The 20,250-nt window shown below is 31.5% G+C and carries 21 protein-coding genes; 9 read left to right on the top strand and 12 right to left on the bottom strand.

The annotated features are described in order from the left end of the window. Positions 1 to 15: 15 nt before the first annotated feature. Genes G4L40_RS10340 through idi form a run of 4 tightly spaced genes read right to left on the bottom strand, consistent with a single transcriptional unit; the run spans position 16 to position 2,484 of the window. Positions 16 to 981 carry a type I phosphomannose isomerase catalytic subunit gene (locus tag G4L40_RS10340; RefSeq protein ID WP_394367770.1) on the bottom strand — a complete coding sequence of 322 codons (966 nt, stop codon included), beginning with the start codon at positions 979 to 981 and terminating at the stop codon, positions 16 to 18. Between the two features lie 60 nt (positions 982 to 1,041). Beyond that, on the bottom strand, positions 1,042 to 1,494 hold the full coding sequence (locus G4L40_RS10335) for a peroxiredoxin (RefSeq protein WP_166237118.1): 453 nt from the start codon (positions 1,492 to 1,494) through the stop codon (positions 1,042 to 1,044). A 2-nt stretch (positions 1,495 to 1,496) separates the two neighbouring features. Next, positions 1,497 to 1,907, bottom strand: a complete 411-nt coding sequence (locus tag G4L40_RS10330) for a 6-pyruvoyl trahydropterin synthase family protein (protein ID WP_166237117.1) — start codon at positions 1,905 to 1,907, stop codon at positions 1,497 to 1,499. Positions 1,908 to 1,956: 49 nt separating this feature from the next. Further along, complete coding sequence (idi, locus tag G4L40_RS10325; protein WP_166237116.1) at positions 1,957 to 2,484, bottom strand: isopentenyl-diphosphate Delta-isomerase; 528 nt, start codon at positions 2,482 to 2,484, stop codon at positions 1,957 to 1,959. A 301-nt stretch (positions 2,485 to 2,785) separates the two neighbouring features. Between idi and G4L40_RS10320 the strand changes: the two genes are divergently transcribed. Beyond that, the gene (locus G4L40_RS10320) at positions 2,786 to 3,232 is read left to right on the top strand and encodes a cold-shock protein (RefSeq protein ID WP_166237115.1); all 447 of its coding nucleotides are present in this window, start codon (positions 2,786 to 2,788) and stop codon (positions 3,230 to 3,232) included. 50 nt (positions 3,233 to 3,282) lie between these two features. Here G4L40_RS10320 and G4L40_RS10315 read toward each other — a convergent pair whose 3' ends face one another. After that, entirely contained in the window at positions 3,283 to 4,845 is a 1,563-nt protein-coding gene (locus G4L40_RS10315) for an NAD(P)/FAD-dependent oxidoreductase (protein ID WP_166237114.1), read from the bottom strand. Between the two features lie 82 nt (positions 4,846 to 4,927). On the opposite strand from G4L40_RS10315, the gene G4L40_RS10310 reads away from it, so the two are divergent. Next, on the top strand, positions 4,928 to 5,161 hold the full coding sequence (locus tag G4L40_RS10310) for a hypothetical protein (protein ID WP_166237169.1): 234 nt from the start codon (positions 4,928 to 4,930) through the stop codon (positions 5,159 to 5,161). Between the two features lie 79 nt (positions 5,162 to 5,240). Here G4L40_RS10310 and recQ read toward each other — a convergent pair whose 3' ends face one another. Then, positions 5,241 to 7,436 carry a DNA helicase RecQ gene (gene recQ, locus G4L40_RS10305; RefSeq protein ID WP_166237113.1) on the bottom strand — a complete coding sequence of 732 codons (2,196 nt, stop codon included), beginning with the start codon at positions 7,434 to 7,436 and terminating at the stop codon, positions 5,241 to 5,243. An 85-nt stretch (positions 7,437 to 7,521) separates the two neighbouring features. Between recQ and G4L40_RS10300 the strand changes: the two genes are divergently transcribed. The 5 genes from G4L40_RS10300 (at position 7,522) to G4L40_RS10280 (ending at position 11,147) form a co-directional block, all read left to right on the top strand. Then, positions 7,522 to 8,487, top strand: a complete 966-nt coding sequence (locus tag G4L40_RS10300; protein WP_166237112.1) for a KpsF/GutQ family sugar-phosphate isomerase — start codon at positions 7,522 to 7,524, stop codon at positions 8,485 to 8,487. Next, the gene (gene tatC, locus G4L40_RS10295) at positions 8,487 to 9,308 is read left to right on the top strand and encodes a twin-arginine translocase subunit TatC (RefSeq protein WP_166237111.1); all 822 of its coding nucleotides are present in this window, start codon (positions 8,487 to 8,489) and stop codon (positions 9,306 to 9,308) included. The genes G4L40_RS10300 and tatC overlap by 1 nt, the downstream gene beginning before the upstream one ends. A 3-nt stretch (positions 9,309 to 9,311) precedes the next feature. Then, positions 9,312 to 9,662, top strand: coding sequence for a carboxymuconolactone decarboxylase family protein (locus tag G4L40_RS10290; RefSeq protein ID WP_166237110.1), 351 nt, complete (start codon positions 9,312 to 9,314; stop codon positions 9,660 to 9,662). Positions 9,663 to 9,783: 121 nt separating this feature from the next. After that, on the top strand, positions 9,784 to 10,581 hold the full coding sequence (gene lptB / locus G4L40_RS10285) for an LPS export ABC transporter ATP-binding protein (protein WP_166237109.1): 798 nt from the start codon (positions 9,784 to 9,786) through the stop codon (positions 10,579 to 10,581). 107 nt (positions 10,582 to 10,688) lie between these two features. Then, positions 10,689 to 11,147: a hypothetical protein gene (locus G4L40_RS10280; protein ID WP_166237108.1), complete on the top strand. Its 459-nt coding sequence runs from the start codon at positions 10,689 to 10,691 to the stop codon at positions 11,145 to 11,147. A gap of 148 nt (positions 11,148 to 11,295) precedes the next feature. Here the strand turns inward: G4L40_RS10280 and G4L40_RS10275 are convergent, their stop codons facing one another. Together G4L40_RS10275 and G4L40_RS10270 are read right to left on the bottom strand one after the other, a co-directional pair. Beyond that, positions 11,296 to 12,147 (bottom strand): glycoside hydrolase family 25 protein, encoded by an 852-nt coding sequence (locus G4L40_RS10275; RefSeq protein WP_166237107.1) that lies wholly within the window; start codon positions 12,145 to 12,147, stop codon positions 11,296 to 11,298. Beyond that, a complete protein-coding gene (locus G4L40_RS10270; protein WP_207785364.1) occupies positions 12,147 to 12,890 on the bottom strand; it encodes a CDP-alcohol phosphatidyltransferase family protein in 744 nt (247 codons plus the stop codon). Before G4L40_RS10270 ends, G4L40_RS10275 begins: the two co-directional genes overlap by 1 nt. A 129-nt stretch (positions 12,891 to 13,019) precedes the next feature. Here G4L40_RS10270 and G4L40_RS10265 point away from each other — a divergent pair, with 129 nt between their 5' ends. Beyond that, positions 13,020 to 14,093, top strand: a complete 1,074-nt coding sequence (locus G4L40_RS10265; protein WP_207785362.1) for a putative type IX sorting system protein PorV2 — start codon at positions 13,020 to 13,022, stop codon at positions 14,091 to 14,093. A 65-nt stretch (positions 14,094 to 14,158) separates the two neighbouring features. After that, positions 14,159 to 15,277: a lipoprotein N-acyltransferase Lnb domain-containing protein gene (locus G4L40_RS10260; RefSeq protein WP_166237106.1), complete on the top strand. Its 1,119-nt coding sequence runs from the start codon at positions 14,159 to 14,161 to the stop codon at positions 15,275 to 15,277. Between the two features lie 37 nt (positions 15,278 to 15,314). Here G4L40_RS10260 and G4L40_RS10255 read toward each other — a convergent pair whose 3' ends face one another. The 4 genes from G4L40_RS10255 to G4L40_RS10240 all read right to left on the bottom strand — a co-directional run bounded on the left by G4L40_RS10255 (position 15,315) and on the right by G4L40_RS10240 (position 20,165). Further along, positions 15,315 to 16,697: an exopolysaccharide biosynthesis polyprenyl glycosylphosphotransferase gene (locus tag G4L40_RS10255; protein ID WP_166237105.1), complete on the bottom strand. Its 1,383-nt coding sequence runs from the start codon at positions 16,695 to 16,697 to the stop codon at positions 15,315 to 15,317. A gap of 66 nt (positions 16,698 to 16,763) precedes the next feature. Then, a complete protein-coding gene (locus G4L40_RS10250) occupies positions 16,764 to 17,777 on the bottom strand; it encodes a glycosyltransferase family 4 protein (protein WP_166237104.1) in 1,014 nt (337 codons plus the stop codon). Further along, positions 17,737 to 19,095 carry an O-antigen ligase family protein gene (locus G4L40_RS10245; protein ID WP_166237103.1) on the bottom strand — a complete coding sequence of 453 codons (1,359 nt, stop codon included), beginning with the start codon at positions 19,093 to 19,095 and terminating at the stop codon, positions 17,737 to 17,739. The genes G4L40_RS10250 and G4L40_RS10245 overlap by 41 nt, the downstream gene beginning before the upstream one ends. Further along, positions 19,092 to 20,165 carry a glycosyltransferase gene (locus G4L40_RS10240; RefSeq protein ID WP_166237102.1) on the bottom strand — a complete coding sequence of 358 codons (1,074 nt, stop codon included), beginning with the start codon at positions 20,163 to 20,165 and terminating at the stop codon, positions 19,092 to 19,094. Before G4L40_RS10240 ends, G4L40_RS10245 begins: the two co-directional genes overlap by 4 nt. Positions 20,166 to 20,250: the final 85 nt, after the last annotated feature.

Below are 20,250 nucleotides of genomic sequence, written 5' to 3'. Positions count from 1 at the left end.
TTTGTTCTCAATACATTATATCGAAATTTCTAATATTGTCGCTTTACCTTTTAAAGTCAAATGATCTATAATTGCAGGAATCAAAATCGTATCGCCCATTTGAAAACGCATAATTTCACCATTCAAAATCAATTCAAATTGACCATTGGTACACATAAAAACAGTAAAAGATTCTTTAGTTTTTTTCCAAATAAAATGGTCTTGCAAAGCCACAATATTTGTAACAAAATAAGGACAATCAACCACTTTAGCTGCTTGATTTGTTTGCTCTATATAATCTACCTTAGATGCCGTAATCTGATAATTAATTGCATCTAAAGCTAATTCCGTATGCAATTCTCTTCCATTTCCATGACTATCAACCCTGTCCCAATCATAAATTCGATAGGTAATATCACTAGTCTGCTGAATTTCGGCCACTACAACTCCAGCTCCAATTGCATGAATAGTTCCTGTTTCTAGAAAAAAAACATCGCCTCTTTTAACTGGATATTCATTTAATAAAGAAACCAAATCTTTAGTTGCTAATTTTTCTAAATATTCTTGTTGATTAGAATCATTTTTAAATCCAACTACTAAACGAGAAGATGCATCGGCTTGCATTACATACCACATTTCAGTTTTACCAAATGAATCATGACGCTCTTTGGCTAATTCATCATTGGGATGCAATTGTATGGATAAATCCTCTTTGGCATCTATGAATTTAAACAACAATGGAAATTGCTTCCCAAAACGAGCAACAACTTCCTTTCCTAATATTTCTGCAGGATATAAATCGATGATTTCATTGATGTTTTTACCTTCAAAAGCACCATTATTTACTACACTCACATCGTTAGGAACTGTTGATATTTCCCAACTTTCGCCTGTAGTTTCAGAAATAATTGACTTATTTAGATAAGTTTTCAATTTAGTTCCGCCCCAAATACGGTCTTTCAAAATAGGTGTAAAAGTTAATGGATAAAACTTCATTGTCAATATAATAAGATTGCAAAGATGCAAAATTTATAGTTAATTATAACTGCTATTGGTAATGCTTTATTTAATAGATTGAAGTGTAATTAATGCATTCGCAATATGATTTTTAGCTTTCATACTATCAAATATATAGATGCATTTTCCATAAGCATCAAAAACATACGTTACTCTCCCTGGAATTAAACCAAAAAGCGCAGTAGGAACTCCAAATAACTTACGCAATTCCCTATTAGCATCTGAGAGTAAGATGAACGGCAACTTGAATTTTTGCTGAAAATTTTGATGCGAAATAACCGAATCTCCGCTTACACCGATAACTTCTGCACCCAAATCTTGAAAATCTTGGTAGGCATCTCTAAAACTGCAGGCTTGTGTGGTACAACCTGGTGTATTGTCTTTTGGATAAAAATAAATTACAACTGGTTTGTTTTGTATAGAATTAGAATCAAAAGTACTTCCATCTTGTTTAACAGCTATAAAATGTGGTAACTTGTCTCCTATTTGAATTGCCATAATTAGTTTCCTTTATAGATTACAAAGTTTCTTGGTGTTTCGTATAAAGTAATTTCTAACTCTTTATCTAAAGTAATTAAACCTCTAAGTTTATTCCAAATAATGTAAGCAATATGTTCGGCTGTAGGATTCAATTCCTTAAACTCAGGAACATCTTCGTTCAAGTTTTTATGATCAAATGCTTCTTCAATATGCTCTTTAATCAAATCAGACAAAACTTTAGTATCAATAACATAACCTGTTGCTGCATCAACTTCACCAGTTACCGAAACAATCAATTCGTAATTATGGCCATGAAAATTTGGGTTGTTACATTTTCCAAAAACTTCCTGATTTTTTTCCATAGACCAATCTTTTCGATACAATCGATGAGCGGCATTAAAATGGGCTTTTCTTGAAACAGTTACTCTCATGGTAATTTAAAATTTAGAAATTTGAATTCAGAATTAGTGGCTTGGAAATTTAGAGTTTATGATCTTCTAAATAATGATAAAACTCATCAAAAATTATTTTAAACCAAACCGTATAAATTACTGGATTTTGAACCATATCATCTTTAATTGCTTCAATCTTCATCCATTTCCAACTTTCTACTTCATCATCATTAATAATAGGTTCTCCGTTATAATAACCTATCATCACATGATCCAACTCGTGTTCGGTTAAACCATTATCAAATGGTGCTTTGTATATAAAATGAAATAATTCTTTCAGCTCCACTTCAAACCCCATTTCTTCAAACAAACGACGTTTTCCCGCTTCAATATTAGTTTCACCAGCACGCTGATGACTACAACAAGTATTGGTCCATAACAATGGAGAATGATATTTATGATGCGCACGTTGTTGCAACATCACTTCATTTTTATCATTCAAAATAAAAACAGAAAAAGCTCTATGTAAAACTGCTTTTTCATGTGCTTCCATCTTGTTCATTAGTCCAATTGGCTCATCATTTTTATTCACTAATATTACTTGTTCTTCTTTCATAACTTTTTATATACTTGTCAAAAATACGAAAAAAGTAAGGATATTAAAGTGGTTTTATCGTTTGTGAAAAGTTTAACTTATGTTGAATCAAAACGCATCTTAAAAAGTAAAACATAAAAGAAAGTGCCAAAATGAAAAAGTATAGCATATTTTGACTACTTTTGTAGCATTGGTAAAGATATTAATTTCTTCTTGCAAAACTTTGACTCAAAGTACTTTATACATTTTTGTTTAATTCGCTTGTGTGTTTTTATCCTTATACTTTTAACATATTATTAATTTAAATTACGAATTACATTTAATGGCTAGACCACAGGAAACTTTTAACAAAAAAGAACAAGAGAAACTAAGAGCAAAGAAAAAGAAAGAAAAACAAGAAAAAAAGGAAGCTCGAAAAGCAAATCCAAAATTGTCGGGTGACGATATTTATGTGTATGTTGATGAAAATGGTCACTTAACAAATACGCCACCAGACCCTGCTAAAAAAATCATTGTAGATGTAGAAAGCATCGAAATTGGAATATCAAGAAGAACAGAAACTGAAGAAACACCAGCTGAACGTAGAGGAACAATAGATTTTTTCAACGAATCAAAAGGTTTTGGATTTATCAAAGAAGTTGAAACGGGCGAAAAATACTTTGTTCACATCAGTGGTTTATTAGACGATGTAAAAGAAGGAAATTTAGTAACTTATGAGTTAGAAAAAGGAGCTAAAGGAATGAATGCTGTTAGAGTTAAAAAAATATAATTTTTTATAACAACATAAATATAAAATCACGGTGAGAACTGTGATTTTTTTTATTTCACCAAACTCTCTGCAATTTTTAAAGCACATTTTTCACCATCAATTGCGGCTGAAATAATACCTCCTGCATAACCTGCTCCTTCTCCACAAGGGTATAAACCTTTGATTTGAACGTGTTCCAATGAAAAATTATCTCTTGGAATTCGCACAGGTGAAGAAGTTCTGCTTTCTGGAGCATGTAAAATCGCTTCATTCGTCATGTAACCTCGCATTGATTTTCCGAATTGAACAAAACCTTCGCGCATAATTTGGGTTAAAAATCCAGGAAAAACTTGTCCCATTTCTATTGAAGTAGTTCCCGGAACATAAGAAGTTTTTGGAATAGCTGCCGAAACTTTATTTTGAGTAAAATCAACCATTCTTTGAGCTGGAACTTTTTGGGTTGAACCTGCCAAATACCATGCTTTTTGTTCGATACTTTTTTGAAATTCCATTCCTGCTAACGGTCCGAATTTTTCATAAGGTTTAAAATCTTCCAATTTCAATTCCACTACAATTCCAGAATTCGCTGTGGCTTGATCGCGTTTGGAAGGAGACCAACCATTAGTAACCACTTCTCCTGGAGCCGTCGCACAAGGTGCAATAACACCACCTGGACACATACAAAACGAATACATACCACGACCATTTACTTGTTTTACAATAGAATATGGTGCTGGTGGTAAATAATCTCCTCTGAAATCACACGAGTATTGAATTTGGTCAATTAATTCTTGTGGATGTTCTGCACGAACTCCTAAAGCAAAAGGTTTCGCTTCAATAAAAATATTTTTTTTATGTAATAATTCAAAAATATCACGCGCTGAATGTCCAGTTGCTAAAATGACTTTATTCGCCGAAATGACATCACCATTTTGAACAACAACACCTTGCATTTCGTTGTTTTTTACTATAAAATCAGTCACTCTAGTTTCAAACAATACTTGACCGCCACAAGCGATGATTTTTTCTCGAATATCTTGGATAATTTGAGGTAATTTATTAGTCCCAATGTGTGGATGTGCTTCTACTAAAATATCTGGAGTAGCTCCAAAACCAACCAAAAGTGCTAAAATTCGGTCTACATCACCACGTTTTTTAGAACGCGTATATAATTTTCCATCAGAATAGGTTCCTGCTCCACCTTCTCCAAAACAATAATTGGAATCTTCATTTACAATTCCATCACGATTGATTGCTTTTAAATCGCGACGACGACCACGTACATCTTTACCTCGTTCTAAAACAATTGGTTTTAAACCCAATTCAATTAATTGCAAAGCAGCGAATAATCCAGCAGGACCAGCACCAACAATAATAACCTCTTGTTTGCTAGATACATTAGGGTAATCTGGCAATTCGATTTTTGAGTCAACATATTCTTCACCAACCAAAAAAACATTCGCTTTTATATTCATTTTAATAGCTTTCTGACGTGCATCAATCGAACGTTTTAAGACCACAACTTTTTGAATATCTTTTGAGCTTACTTGAAATAACTTAGCTACATGTTGAGCTAACAAACTTTCGTTTGCAGCTACTTCGGGTGAAACCTGAAATTGAAATTCGCGTGGCATTTAATTAATGAATTAAGATTATTCCGTTGCAAAAATAGTAATTTGAAAGTTGACTTTGTAACTTTGTATCCTTGAAACTTACATAATGCGAAAAATAAAATTAATTTGGGATTTTAGAGGTGAAGCAGCAGCAAAAACTGCTGAACATCATGATATTCACCTAAACGAATATTTAGAAAAAGAAAATATTACTTTAGAAAAAACTGGTTTTGAAATTATCAACGAAATGCATGCCATAGCTTTTATTGTTGTGGATGAAAAAGACATGATTACATTTAGAGATATTTTAAAACCGCATCGGGGAGAAATATTTTAAATAAAAATTCCATAAAAAAATTCCAAACTCTAATTTTAATAATTTAGAATTTGGAATTTATTTTTTTTCGAATTGACTATTAATTTGCTACCTCACTAATAAACTTGATTCGCATCAAACGAAGTTCTTCAATATCATAATCGCCATCAAATTCCTTCAAAGCATCTTTGATATTATCCGATTCTGAATCCATGAAATAATCATGAATTTCTTCTTGTTGATCTTCATCTAATATATCATCAATCCAATAATTGATATTTAATTTTGTTCCTGAATAAACAATTTGCTCCATTTCTTTCAACAAACCGTCCATATCTAAACCTTTTGCTTTTGCGATATCGTCTAAGGCTAATTTTCGGTCAACATTTTGAATAATATACAACTTTAATCCAGAATTGGCTCCTGTAGATTTTACCACCAAGTCATCCGGACGAATAATATCATTATTTTCTACATATCTTGCAATTAATTCAACAAATTCTTTACCATATTTTTTAGCCTTTCCTTCTCCTACTCCATGGACATTACTTAATTCGTCTATAGAAATTGGATATTTAAGTGCCATATCTTCTAGAGAAGGGTCCTGAAACACTACAAATGGAGGAATTCCAAGTTTTTTAGCCACTTTTTTACGTAAATCACGCAACATACTCATCAAAGCTTCGTCTGCTGTTCCAGATGATTTTGCAGCTGTTACAATAGCATCGTCTTCTTCTTCATTGTATTCATGATCTTCAGACATCATAAACGAAGTTGGCTTTTTGATAAATGCTTCTCCTTTTTCAGATAATTTTAAAACGCCATAAGTCTCGATATCTTTTGTTAATAACCCATCAACCAGTACTTGCCTAATTAAAGCCATCCAATATTTTTCATCATATTTTGAACCACTTCCAAAATAAGATTGTGTATCTATTCTTTGCGCTTTTATAATCGCATTTATTTTACCAACTAATGCAAAAATAACTTCTTTAGATTTAAACAATTGCTTCGTATCGCGAACGACTTTTAACAAAGTAACTACTTGATCTTGCGCTTCTACTTTTGATTTTGGATTACGAACATTGTCGTCCATATCTGCACCTTCACCATCAACATCATCAAACTCTTCACCAAAATAGTGTAGTAAAAATTTACGACGCGACATTGATGTTTCTGCATAAGCTACAACTTCTTGCAATAATGCAAACCCGATTTCTTGTTCAGCAACAGGTTTTCCAGAAAGAAATTTTTCTAATTTTTCAATGTCTTTATACGAATAATAGGCTAAACAATGTCCTTCGCCACCATCTCGACCTGCTCGACCTGTTTCTTGATAATAACTTTCTAACGATTTTGGAATATCATGATGGATTACAAAACGAACATCAGGTTTATCGATTCCCATACCAAAAGCAATGGTTGCTACAACAACTTCCACATCTTCCATCAAAAACATGTCTTGATGTTTTGCGCGTGTTTTCGCATCTAATCCAGCATGATAAGGTACTGCACTAATACCGTTTACTTGTAAAACTTGTGCAATTTCTTCCACTTTTTTACGACTTAAACAATAAATAACTCCCGATTTTCCTTTGTGTTGTTTGATAAATCGAATGATATCCGATTCTATATTTTTAGTTTTTGTGCGTACTTCGTAATATAAATTAGGACGATTAAAAGAAGCCTTGAATGTATTTGCGTTAGGCATATCCAAGTTTTTCAATATATCTTCTTGTACTTTAGGAGTTGCGGTAGCCGTTAATCCAATAACTGGAACATCACCTAATTGACGCACAATGTTTCTTAAATTTCTATATTCAGGTCTAAAATCATGTCCCCATTCCGAAATACAATGCGCTTCATCAATTGCTACAAATGAAATTTTAACTTCATTTAAAAATTGCAAATATTCCTCTTTTGTAAGTGATTCTGGAGCTACATATAACAACTTAGTTACACCTGAAGTAATATCTTTTTTTACTTGATTAACTTCTGTTTTATTCAAAGATGAATTTAAAACATGGGCAATTCCAGTTTCAGAACTCAAACTTCGTATAGCATCAACTTGGTTTTTCATCAAGGCAATAAGCGGAGAAACCACAATTGCAGTTCCATCTAACACTAAAGCTGGTAATTGATAACACAACGACTTACCGCCACCAGTTGGCATAATAACAAATGTATTATTTCCGGTGATGATACTCTTAACTACTTGTTCCTGAAGACCTTTGAACTGGTTAAAACCAAAATATTTCTTTAATTCTTTATGTAAATCAATTTCGTGTGGATTCATTCTCTATTAATATGATTTTACCTAAATTTGCAAACATAAAGATACGATTTTCTTTTAGACATACAAATTTTTTAATATTTCTATTTTGAGCACAACTGAAACGATTTTAGCCACCGCAAAAAGAACACTTTTATCAGAAAGTAAAAGCATTGAAAATCTAGTAAACTATCTAGATGAAGACTTCGCAAAAAGTGTTACCGAAATTTTTAACACCAAAGGAAGACTAGTAGTAACCGGTATAGGAAAAAGCGCATTAATAGCTCAGAAAATTGTAGCTACCTTAAATTCTACAGGAACTCCTTCAATGTTTTTACATGCTGCTGAGGCTGTTCACGGTGATTTAGGAATGGTACAACCTGAAGATATTGTAATTTGCATTTCAAAAAGCGGAAACAGTCCTGAAATAAAAGTTTTAGCACCTCTTTTAAAGCGTTTTGGCAATACATTAATCGGAATGACTGCAGATAAAAACTCTTTTTTAGGAAAAGAATCACATTATATTTTACATGCTTATGTAGAAAACGAAGCTTGTCCAAACAATTTAGCACCCACAAATAGCACAACAGCACAATTGGTTTTAGGAGATGCTTTAGCCGTTTGTTTAATGGAAATGAGAAACTTTAAAAGCGAAGATTTTGCCGTTTATCATCCAGGAGGCGCTTTAGGCAAAAAATTATTGCTTCGTGTGAAAGATATGTTAGACACTACTCACAAACCAATAGTAACACCTGATGCATCTATCAAGAAGGTAATCATGGAAATTTCTGAAAAACGTTTAGGTGTAACCGCAGTAATTGAAAACAACCATGTTATTGGAATTATTACTGATGGCGATATCCGAAGAATGTTAAACAATCGTGATTCTTTTTCGGATTTAACCGCTAAAGATATTATGACAAAAAACCCAAAACATATTAGTTCAACTATCTTGGTTTCAGAAGCTTTGGATATTTTAGAAAACAATGCAATTACGCAATTAGTAGTAATTGATAACAATGAATATAAAGGCGTATTACATTTACATGATATATTAAAAGAAGGAATTGTATAATGACAAAAAAAAGTATGGGAGAGATGTCGTTTTTAGACCATCTCGAAGAATTACGTTGGTTATTAGTTAGAAGCACAATTGCCATTTTGATCTGCGCAACGGTAGCTTTCTTTTTTAGTGATTTTATTTTTAACGAAATTATTTTTGGCCCAAAGGACCCAAACTTTATTACCTATCGCATTTTTTGTGAATTATCAACCAAATTAGATTTGGCAGAATCTTTTTGTGTCAAAGAATTACCTTTTAACATTCAAAACACAGCTATAGAAGGTCAAATATCACTATTGATTTGGACATGTATCACCGCTGGGTTTATTATAGCATTTCCATATATATTATGGCTATTATGGAAATTTATTAGTCCTGCTTTATATGAAAAAGAGCGAAAATACGCCAAGGCATTTATTTCAATCGCATCCTTATTATTCTTCTTAGGAGTATTATTTGGCTATTTTGTGATTATTCCAATGTCTGTTAATTTCTTTGCAACTTTTACAGTAAGTCCTGAAATCAAAAACGACATCAACATTCAATCCTACATCGGCATGATTAAAACTTCTGTAATTGCTTGTGGATTAATTTTTGAAATGCCAATAATAATCTATTTCTTATCTAAAGTAGGATTAGTAACTCCTGAATTTTTAAGAAAATATCGAAAATATGCTATCGTATTAATATTGGTAGTTGCAGCAATTGTCACACCTCCTGATGTGGTGAGCCAAATTGTCGTTTCGATTCCTTTATTAATTTTATATGAAATCAGCATTTTCATTAGTGCTGTAGTGATTAAAAACAAAGAAAAAGAAAAATTAAACGCATAAAAAATGGCTGATTTAGTAAAAGAATTTAACGATTATCGTTCGAAAATGAACGAAAAATTGTTAGCAGATAACAACAAAGTCATCAAAAGAATTTTCAATGTAGACACCAACGCATACATGGAAGGCGCTTTAGATGTTAAAACAAAAGAACTTTTAGGATTAGTAGCTTCAGCTGTATTGCGCTGTGATGATTGCATTAAATATCATTTAGAAACCGCATATAAAAATGGCGTAAACAAAGAAGAAATGATGGAAGCTATGGGAATTGCCACTTTAGTTGGCGGAACTATCGTAATTCCTCATTTAAGAAGAGCCTATGAGTTTTGGGAAGCACTTGAAGAAAGTGTTCAGTAAGGAGTATTTAGTAGGCAGAAAATAAATTATTGTTAATTCGTTTAACTGTTAAATTGTTTATTTGTTTATTTGTACCATAATGTCTTTTAAACTCATAACCTTTTAAACTCATAACCACACTATGAAGCTTAGAGCAGAAAATCTAGTCAAAACCTATAAAAAAAGAAGTGTTGTAAAAGGAATTTCCGTTGAAGTAAACCAAGGAGAAATCGTTGGATTATTAGGTCCAAACGGAGCTGGAAAAACAACATCTTTCTACATGATTGTGGGTTTAGTAAAACCAAACAGCGGTAATATTTATTTAGACGATATGAATATTACTAATTTTCCTATGTACAAACGTGCACAGAATGGAATTGGTTATTTAGCACAAGAGGCTTCTGTTTTTAGAAAATTAACTATCGAAGATAACATCATGAGTGTGTTACAATTAACTACGCTTTCAAAAGCAGAACAAGAAGCTAAAATGGAAGCGTTAATTGATGAATTCGCTTTACAACACATCCGCACCAATCGCGGGGATTTACTTTCGGGTGGAGAACGACGTCGTACTGAAATTGCTCGTGCTTTGGCAACAGATCCAAAATTCATTCTTTTGGACGAACCTTTTGCAGGTGTTGACCCAGTAGCTGTAGAAGACATTCAAAGAATTGTTGCTCAATTAAAAAATAAAAATATCGGAATTTTAATCACCGACCATAACGTACAAGAAACATTAGCCATTACAGATAAAACATATTTAATGTTTGAAGGAGGAATTCTAAAAGCAGGAAAACCAGAAGAATTAGCAGCTGATGAAGTAGTTAGACGTGTTTATTTAGGACAAAATTTTGAATTACGTAAAAAGAAAATCGATTTTGAAGCTCCGAAAACTACCATCATTCACGGTAAAGGTGAATTAAATTTGAACAAAGAGTAGTTTTTTGTATCACAAAGTTTCACGAAGTTAAGCACTAAGTCACATTAAGTTTTTTTAAATCGTATATTCAAGAGTTAGCCGTAATTCTTCAGAACGCAAACTTAAATATGAGAAACTTCTTTATTATAATTTTAATTCAGTTAACAATCATTAGCTGTAATCAAAAAAATAAAAAAACATGGCAACCGAGAAAGGATGAACAGTTTTATGGAGCTGTAGATAGCTGCACAAAAATTGTTTTCCTGACAAAAAAAGAAAATCAGCATGAATATTCACATGACGATTCAGCTTTTGTTGCAAAAGAAAAATATGCCGCAGAAAATAAAGTTCAAATTCAAAATTTTAAAAGTTTATTCAAAAACGCAGAAAGGACGGCTTATTGTCCTGACTCAAAATCAAATTATATGATTGTTTTTCTTAATAATCAAAAGCAAATTAAGCAGTATTTTGCAGATACTATTAAGTTAAAAGACAGAGTAATTGTATTCCAAACAGGTTACCAATCGTCACAAATAATTGGAAAAACAGCGTGGAATAATTTCTTGGAAGAAGTAAAATTAAAATAATAAGAATTACTGCTAACACACGTTTGGCACAAGTGCGAATTTTGTGGTAAATTAACTTTCACGTTTCGCAAGAAATATTATTCTTAACAGAAAATAATCAGTTCCATAGTTAGTAACTAACGTCAATCGTGGAAATGATAATCAACAGTTATTGAATACACTTCATCAACAACTTATTTTTATCTCCATTAAAAATATTGACATCAACCATACCAACAACACCTTCAATTTGAGCTTTCTCAGTGAATTGCCAAAATTGCCAATCAGATTCTAAATTATTACGCCAAAAATTGTAATTGGCAATCCATAGCGGGTATTCTGAAAATTCATCTTTTAAGAAATCGGTGTAATAACTTTCTCCTGAATAAATAATAGGTTTTACTTTGTAGTGTTTTTCAACTTTATTTAACCAGCGTCGTAAACCCACTTTTAAACTATCAATAGATTGTGATTTAGGTAATTTTTCAATATCTAAAACGGGTGGCAAATCGCCTTTTTTTAGCCTAACATTTTTGATAAAATTTTCTGCTTGCTCAATTGAATTTTCGTTTGGTCGATAATAATGATAAGCGCCACGAATCAATTGACGCGCTTTTGCTCCTTTCCAATTCGCTTTAAATTTCGAATCGATTCTATCTTTTCCTGCCGTTGCACGAATAAAGACAAAAGACAATTCAAACGATTCATCAATATGATACGTTTGTTCCCAATCTATTTCGCTTTGATATTCAGAAACATCAAAACCAATGGCTTTATCATCATGCTTGTGTAAAACTTCATAAATTCGAATATCGGCTAATTTTCGTTCATCTGCGGTTAATCCATTAGCATATTTATCGGTTTTAAAGCCTAAATAATACAAAAAACCATCCCGGAATTTATAAATACCAATAGAAACAATCAAAATAAGAAAAAAAGAAAAAATAGCCAAAAACCACTTTCCAAAAAAACGTGGTTTACTTTTTTTAGTTGTTCTTTTTCTTCGAATAGGTTGCGCCATTATTTTTTTGCCAAAACAGTATTATTTAGTACCGATAACGCAACATAAAGTAAAATTATTACAGGTAAAGCAGTAAATTCTAATACAAACAATAAAACTACTGACAAGGCTAAAAAGATAACTTGCAATTTATTTTTTTCCCAACTAAAATTCTTAATCTTTAAAGAAAATAAAGGAATTTCTGCATTCAACATGTAAGCGCTTAACAAACTAATTCCCAACAATACAAATGGATTGAACAAAGCATCAACTAGCCATTCGTGTGTTCCGGCAAATTGAATCATTGGAATACTCATAATAAATAATGCATTCGCTGGAGTAGGTAAACCAATAAACGAATCTGTTTGACGTGTATCAATATTAAATTTTGCCAATCTATAAGCTGAAGCCAATGTGATGATAAATCCTAAATAGGGTACAAATCCCATGTAGTAATATTCTTCCGTTAAAAAATATTTTGAAGTATCATCTTCCTGAATATCTTGCAACAACTTGAAAATCATAAGTCCTGGCACCACTCCACTTGTAACCACATCCGCAAGCGAATCCAATTGCAAACCTAATTCACCAGAAACATTAAATTTACGAGCAAAAAATCCGTCCCAAAAATCAAAAAAGATGCCCACACAAACGAAAATAAAAGCTTCATCATAATAGCCTTTAAAAATGGCAATAATAGCTAATAAACCACTAGCAAGGTTTAATAAAGTAATAGCGTTTGGAATGTGTTTTTTAATTTGCATACAAATACGTTTAAAAAATACTCAAAAAGTAGAGATTTAAATAATTTACAGCAAATGTAATACAATAAGTTAATACATTTAGAGTTTAGTATTTAAGAAATTTATTTCATCTTTGTAAAAAAATTGGCATTGAAAAAGACCGTTTTATTTCTTTTCGTTTGTATTACTTCATTAAACTACGCACAAACCGTTCGAAAATATTCGAATGAGTTTATGAATATTGGTGTTGATGCCGCCGCTTTAGGAATGTCCAATGCAGTGGTTTCACATACAAATGATGTAAATTCAGGTTATTGGAATCCGGCTGGATTATTGCATTTAGAAGACAAACAGTTTTCATTAATGCACGCTAATTATTTTGCAAATATTGCCCAGTATGATTACGCTGGTTTTGCAATGCCAATAGACGACCGAAGTGCCGTTGGAATTTCATTAATTCGTTTTGGAGTAGACGACATTTTAAACACCACCCAATTAATTGATAGCGAAGGAAATATAGATTACAATAGAATTTCATTGTTTTCCACAGCAGACTATGGATTAACCGTTTCTTATGCACGAAGCTTACCTATTGAAGGTTTAAATTATGGGGTAAATGCAAAAGTAATCCGAAGAGTTATTGGCGACTTTGCTAATTCATGGGGATTTGGGCTAGATTTAGGAATTCAATACATTAGTGATGAAGAAGATTGGAAATTTGGCTTAATGATTCGTGACATCACCACTACTTACAATACTTGGACTATCGACGAGGAAAAATACCAAGAAATTGCCGATGCCATTCCAGGCGAAAATCAAGAATTACCAGAAACTAGCGAAATCACATTGCCAAAAGCACAATTAGGAATGTCTAAAAAATGGATTATTCGCTATGATTATAGCTTGTTAGCTGCAGCCAATTTGAATATGCAATTTGCACAAACTAACGATATCATTTCAACTAGCGCTGTAAGTATTGACCCAGCTTTAGGGTTTGAGTTTGGATATATTGATTTAGTTTATTTAAGAGGTGGTGTTGGCAATTTTCAACAAATCACACAAATTGACGATTCTAAAAAACTAAGTTTTCAGCCGAATATTGGGTTAGGATTCAAATACAAAGGCATCCAAGTAGATTATGCACTAACCGACTTGGGTGATCAAAGTGCTGCTTTGTATTCCAATATTTTTTCGTTAAAAGTAGATTGGGAATTGTTTAGATAATGGAAGATAACCGCTAGATAATTGGATAAAAAACTTGAAACTTGAAACTTGAAACAAAATAAAGAATGATAAAAAAACTACTTTTCGCGTTACTAATTTTAATTTCTTTTAATGGTTTTTCCCAAAATATTTCACTTTCAAACCAAGCTAAAGTAAGTATTTTAACTTGTGGTACTGGACCAGAATCATATGCAATGTATGGTCACACAGGTATTCGAATTCAAGATATTTCACAACAAATTGACGTTGTTTATAATTATGGAGCATTTGATTTTAGCACACCTAATTTCATTGGTCGGTTTGTAAAAGGCGATTTACAATATTTTGTAACCAACGGAAGTTATATTGATTTTTACTACAACTATCAGGCAGAAAATAGAGAAATTATTGAACAAGAATTAGCACTTTCTCCAACACAAATCAACCAATTGTTTCAGCAATTAAATGCATCTGTTTATAGTGATGATCGATTTTATACTTACAAATTCATTGATAGAAATTGTACTACGATGGTTGTAGACAAAATCAATACTACTTTAGGAAAAGAATACATAAAATCGAGCAGTTCAAATCAATCATACAGAGAAATTTTGTATCCATATATGTCTGATTTTTACATGAAATTAGGCATTCAATTAATTTTTGGAACTAAAGTAGATGAACCTGCTACGCGTTTATTTTTACCTTACGAATTCAAAAAAGCAATTTCGCAAACTAAAGTTAACGAAAAAGCTATAGAAAAATCGAATGAAACAATTTTAGTGGCTCAAAAAACCAACATTCCTTTCAATTGGTTAAACTCAATTTATTCTTTAATTGGCGCGTTGCTACTTTTAGTTATTTTAGGCAAAAAATGGATTAAAACAACATATTTTATTATCGCAGGATTATTAGGTATGTTTTTCTCTTTAGTCGGTTTATATTCACTCCATGAAGAAATATTATGGAATTATAACATTTTATTATTCAATCCACTATTATTAGTTTTTGCTTGGTATTATTGGAAACAGAACAACGCTAAAATAGTTTTAATTGGGAAAATTTGTCTTGCCTTTTTACTAATCTATTTCGTTTACATGTTAAACAAAATACACTTAGAAATTGTATGGCCGTTTATAACAATACATTTTTATTGGATTGGAAAAATTGTTTTACAGCGTAAGAAATTAAATCTGACACGCTAATAATATTGCCAACTAAACACTAATTACTGAACACTGATTATTGCCCTCTAAAAAACAAAACCGTACTCATTGTTTTTACTACAATATTAATATCCAAAAACAAGCTTCGGTGTTTAATATAATATAAATCGTAGCGCAATTTCATCAGACTATCTTCAAGATTTGTCCCGTAAGAATAATTCACTTGTGCCCAGCCCGTAAGTCCTGGCTTAATAACATGTCTTGTTTGATATAGTGGAATGGTTTGAGCAATTTCGTTTACAAAAACAGGACGTTCTGGTCTTGGCCCTATAATTGCCATATCACCTTTTAAAACATTTATAAACTGTGGTAATTCATCTAAACGAGTCTTTCTTAAAAACTTACCAAAAGGTGTAATTCTTGCATCATTTGCAGTAGCAAAAACAGCTCCATTTTTCTCTGCATCTTGAACCATTGTTCTTAATTTGTATATTGTAAATGGAATGCCGTTTTTTCCAACGCGCTCTTGTGTGTAAAAGAATTTTCCTTTGTTTGCAAAAAGATTTATAATCCATAAAATTGGAGCAATCAAAAAGAAACCAAATAACCCAATTATAGAAAAAACAACATCAAAAATTCGACTATAATACACATACAATTTATTCTGATTACTTCTACTAAAAGGAAAAAACTTATACAGTTCTTTACTTTCAAAATTAATTGGCAATCGATAAGTGCTATTCTCATAAACTTCCTTGTATTGACGAATAACAACACCTCTTTCTAAATAGCTCAGTAATTCTGAATACAATTCAATAGAATTTGTCTTATTCTTAATTTGAGTAACCACAATTTCAGAAACATAATTTTTGTAAATAAATGCTTCCAAACAAGTTTCATCAACCAAATTAATTTTAGTTTTTTGAGGTGTTTCATCTGTTGCTACATATCCCACAACACTATAATGAGGATTAACAGAAAATAATTCAGCTACTAATTGATCTATTTCTTTGCTACTTGCGATAAACAAAACCTTTTTAAGAAATCGATTTGACGCTAAGAATACAATATACAAATTACGCCACACCAATAACGCAATCAAAATTGCGAAGAAAAATAAAATAATCTGCAAACGATTTGATGGTAAAATGGGTGTATAAAAAGGCGTTAATAAATACAGTAATACCGTTAATGCTGTAGTAAGAATAACACTTTTAGTAATTTGAAATCGATTACTTGCGGTTTGCAAATTATACATCTCAAAAATTGTCCCAAAGAAATTTATATATAAAGCTAAAACTAGTGTCCAATAATAATTTGTCTTAGAAACTTTAAAATAATCAAATTGTAAAAAATGACCTATGAGTGCTAAAGTTAACACAACAAAAAGCACATCCAAGATACGTAAAAGAATTTTTCGCTCAGATATTTCAAAATGAATTTTTTTGGCACTAATCATAATTTGGGGGATTATTCTAATGCAAAGTAATAAATAAAACTTTAAAACAGAACAATTATTTAATTTTTAAGCAAGTAATGCGTGCCATTTGTTTTTTACTATTTCCCAATCCATTTGCTCAATATAGTTTCTTGCGCTTGTAGATAACTTTTTTGACTCTACAGGATTTTCAAGTAATTTAAGTATCGCAGAAACCATTTGATTAGCATTATTATCATCTACTAACAAGGCGTTTTCATTATCTGTCAATAAAAAAGGTATACCTCCAACATTTGTACTAACTACTGGTAAACCTAAAGCCATTGCTTCCATTACACTAACTGGCGTATTATCAAAATGTGTGGTATTAATAAAAATATCATAATTTGCAGACAACTGCCACCAATCTTCTTTAGCTAATTTCCCTGTAAAACAAACAGCAACACCTAGTGAATCTGCAAAAGCTTTGGTACGCAACAAACTTCCATCTTTATCTGGTCCTACCATAGTTAATGTTGCATTAGGATATGTTTTGCGCAATTCAAATAACACTTTAACAGCCATTTCAGGATTATATATTGTAGCAAAAGCACGCACCCACAACAAATTTGGAGCTATTTTTTCACGCTGTTTATAAGAATAATTTTGAATTTCAATAGAGTTTGGAATATACAAAATATTGGAATAACCTCGGTGTTCAAAAGCTTGCTTTAAATAGCCTGAAGGCGCTACATTTTTATAAGCATTTGCAAATATCATTTTACATAACTTAGGATTTTTTTGTAGCCGATTTGGCAAATCTCCTCCTCTTAATATACATATATACTTAACATTAAATACTCTCGCAATTTGACTACAAAAAAAGGCATACCAAAAACTAAATGTACTATAAGTATCTATTAAAATAAAATCTACCTTATTTACATTATAGAAAGTAGTACCTATCATATCTAATAACCTATACAACTGATTTTTTTTATCAGACGTATAACTCAATTCATATCCTTCATCTGCTAAAAAAACACCTAGGGTTTCTATTGATGTTTTATTATAGCCATGTTTAGACAGCTGATTCCCTATGTACAACAGGCGTTTCTTCATTTGTAAATGAAACTTTTAAAAGTGATAAAGCATAAATAAAAGCGGGAGCTGCTATACGCATAGCCGCATGATTAATGGTTAACAACCAAAAAACATAAAAAGACAATAACAACAAATGTTGCTTATTATCAAAATATAAAAACAGTGGAGTTGTTATTAAAATTAATAAGCACACTATCCCGAGCGCTCCTTGTTCTGCTAACATTCGTGTGATTTCATTGTGAGATGCGGCTACCCTTCCTGTTAGCTCTTCTCTATATTCTTTATTTTTTCCAACCCCTACACCAGTTAATGGATTTTCCCAAAACATAGCCAATTCAGTTCTAGAAATTTCTTCCCTTCCTCCTAATTTATCTTTCTTTACACGTCCCGCTGCATCTTGATTAGCGTAGCGATATTCAATCATTCCACTAGTTTGATAAGAACTAAAAATCCAAACACCTGTCCCTCCTAAACACATAAAGACAAACAATGCCAAAATTTTACTTTTATTTTGTTGATTAGAATACAAATAAACGATAGCTATTAAGAGTAAAATTCCTAACACTCCTGTATAGACGCCTCCTCTCGAAAACGTAACAATTGCTCTAAACGATGTAATAGACAATAATGCTATATGAATAACAATTTCTTTTTTAGTTTTTGAATACAACAAAAACAAAGCAAAAAACACAATCATACCCAATCCTAATATAGTTGAAACCTGATTGGGTCCAAACCCTCCGGAAGTAGCAAAATTTGACGAAGTTCCTGTTACTGCTTCCTTTACATTTGGAGTTTTTAAAAACAAATAAGTGACAATGGTAATAATAGGAAATCCTGTAAAGGCTAAAATTTTATAGATTGTATTGGAAGTTACTGGTCTTCGATAGCAATAAATAGCGCTTACTCCTAAACATATTGGTCCCAAAATATTAAATAAAATAGCCTTACGCACATTTGCTTCAAAACTCAACTCATATGAACCATAGATTATCCCCGGAATTAGCAACAACAAGAAAACAACATATATCAAAGCTTTCCTTGAAAACCCTTTATAAAACATACCTAATACCATAAAGTATATTACTTCATACTTAGCAACTTCATGCACTAAATTTCCTTCTGTCATTCTTAAAAAAACTTCAGAAGCTGCTACATAAGCACTAATCCACAATACTTCATTATGCTTATTCTGTGTTTTTAAAACATACAACGTTCCAAATAAAGGAATTAATAATCCATAAATAATAGACAAAAATGGAATTGTATACACTAGTATTGCCAATGCAATATGTGCTCCAATTATAGTAAAATATGTTAATTGTTTATTTTTCAATTCGCCCTATTATAATGTTTGATAAGTGCACTAACTACAAATAATTCTGAATAATTTTCGCTAACAAATTTATACAAGTTCGTCGATAATTTTTCAGAATGAATACAATCTCTTAATAAAAAATTTATACAATCAGTTAGTTCTATTTCATCTAGTGGATTGAACAACAAACCTGTAACATTATGTTGAATTACTGATTTACAGTACCCTACATTAGTTGAAATAACTGTTAGATTTGCCATTCCATACTCTAAAAGAGTAACTGGAAACCCTTCATAAGTAGAAGTTAAAACACCTATATTTCCTTGCTTTAGAATCAACCCAATATCATTGCAACTTCCATAAAAAAACACATTTTCTTCAAAATCATTTTCTTTAACAAATTGCTTTAAATTATTTGAATAAACATCATTTTTATCATATCCTACCAAATGTAATGTCCAGTTTAGCTTTTTTGCATCACTGGCTACAAAAGATTTCAACAATGTAATATGGTTTTTCGGGTTTCTTAAATTAGCTAAACAAATCATACGTTTGCCTGCTTCTCCTTTTAAAAATGTTGTTGCTACTTCTGTAAGATTTTCCACTGCAAAATTGGGGATAAAATAAATATTTTTGCAGAACAATTTCTTTCTCGCCCAATCTTTTAATTCTTCATTGACAGTAAAAACACCAGAAAAAAAGAAAGAAACTAATTTTAAAACACTATTTGTTTTTTGTTTATGCACTCTATTTCCATGATGATCGTGCCAGAAAATTTTAACTTTAGGGAAAGTAATCTTAACCAAAATAGCAAAAAAATAAGAAGAACCATGGGCATGAATGATATCAATATTATTTGCAAGTATAAAAGCACGAAATCTCAAAATGGCTTTTAAATCAAACGTGTGTGCTTTACCTAAAAAAGAATAAACCACGTTGCTCTGAATACTTTTTTTAAGCGTTCCTTCCTTTCGTGTTGTTACTAAAGCCGAGAAAGACAACTTGTTACATAAACCATTAGCAATATTTACCGCCATACGTTCAGCTCCACCGGCTTCTAAACTATCTATTAATTGAACAACACGCATTTATTGGTAATTTATTGCTGTAAAAATAGGGAATTAAATTTCAAGTTCAAGAACAAAGTTAATTTCAAAAATCAATTTCAATATC

The sequence above is a fragment of the Flavobacterium celericrescens genome, from assembly GCF_011392075.1.
GTDB lineage: Bacteria > Bacteroidota > Bacteroidia > Flavobacteriales > Flavobacteriaceae > Flavobacterium > Flavobacterium celericrescens.
The sequence above is the reverse complement of the archived record's forward strand: the minus strand, read 5'-3'. Positions and strand labels throughout refer to the sequence as shown.

Bases quoted from the DNA above. Each gene is read 5' to 3' on its own strand.
- G4L40_RS10335 (WP_166237118.1), bottom strand. From the start codon at position 1,494: ATGGCAATTCAAATAGGAGACAAGTTACCACATTTTATAGCTGTTAAA.
- G4L40_RS10330 (WP_166237117.1), bottom strand. From the start codon at position 1,907: ATGAGAGTAACTGTTTCAAGAAAAGCCCATTTTAATGCCGCTCATCGA.
- idi (WP_166237116.1), bottom strand. From the start codon at position 2,484: ATGAAAGAAGAACAAGTAATATTAGTGAATAAAAATGATGAGCCAATT.
- G4L40_RS10320 (WP_166237115.1), top strand. From the start codon at position 2,786: ATGGCTAGACCACAGGAAACTTTTAACAAAAAAGAACAAGAGAAACTA.
- G4L40_RS10315 (WP_166237114.1), bottom strand. From the start codon at position 4,845: ATGCCACGCGAATTTCAATTTCAGGTTTCACCCGAAGTAGCTGCAAAC.
- recQ (WP_166237113.1), bottom strand. From the start codon at position 7,436: ATGAATCCACACGAAATTGATTTACATAAAGAATTAAAGAAATATTTT.
- tatC (WP_166237111.1), top strand. From the start codon at position 8,487: ATGACAAAAAAAAGTATGGGAGAGATGTCGTTTTTAGACCATCTCGAA.
- G4L40_RS10290 (WP_166237110.1), top strand. From the start codon at position 9,312: ATGGCTGATTTAGTAAAAGAATTTAACGATTATCGTTCGAAAATGAAC.
- lptB (WP_166237109.1), top strand. From the start codon at position 9,784: ATGAAGCTTAGAGCAGAAAATCTAGTCAAAACCTATAAAAAAAGAAGT.
- G4L40_RS10280 (WP_166237108.1), top strand. From the start codon at position 10,689: ATGAGAAACTTCTTTATTATAATTTTAATTCAGTTAACAATCATTAGC.
- G4L40_RS10275 (WP_166237107.1), bottom strand. From the start codon at position 12,147: ATGGCGCAACCTATTCGAAGAAAAAGAACAACTAAAAAAAGTAAACCA.
- G4L40_RS10270 (WP_207785364.1), bottom strand. From the start codon at position 12,890: ATGCAAATTAAAAAACACATTCCAAACGCTATTACTTTATTAAACCTT.
- G4L40_RS10260 (WP_166237106.1), top strand. From the start codon at position 14,159: ATGATAAAAAAACTACTTTTCGCGTTACTAATTTTAATTTCTTTTAAT.
- G4L40_RS10255 (WP_166237105.1), bottom strand. From the start codon at position 16,697: ATGATTAGTGCCAAAAAAATTCATTTTGAAATATCTGAGCGAAAAATT.
- G4L40_RS10250 (WP_166237104.1), bottom strand. From the start codon at position 17,777: ATGAAGAAACGCCTGTTGTACATAGGGAATCAGCTGTCTAAACATGGC.
- G4L40_RS10240 (WP_166237102.1), bottom strand. From the start codon at position 20,165: ATGCGTGTTGTTCAATTAATAGATAGTTTAGAAGCCGGTGGAGCTGAA.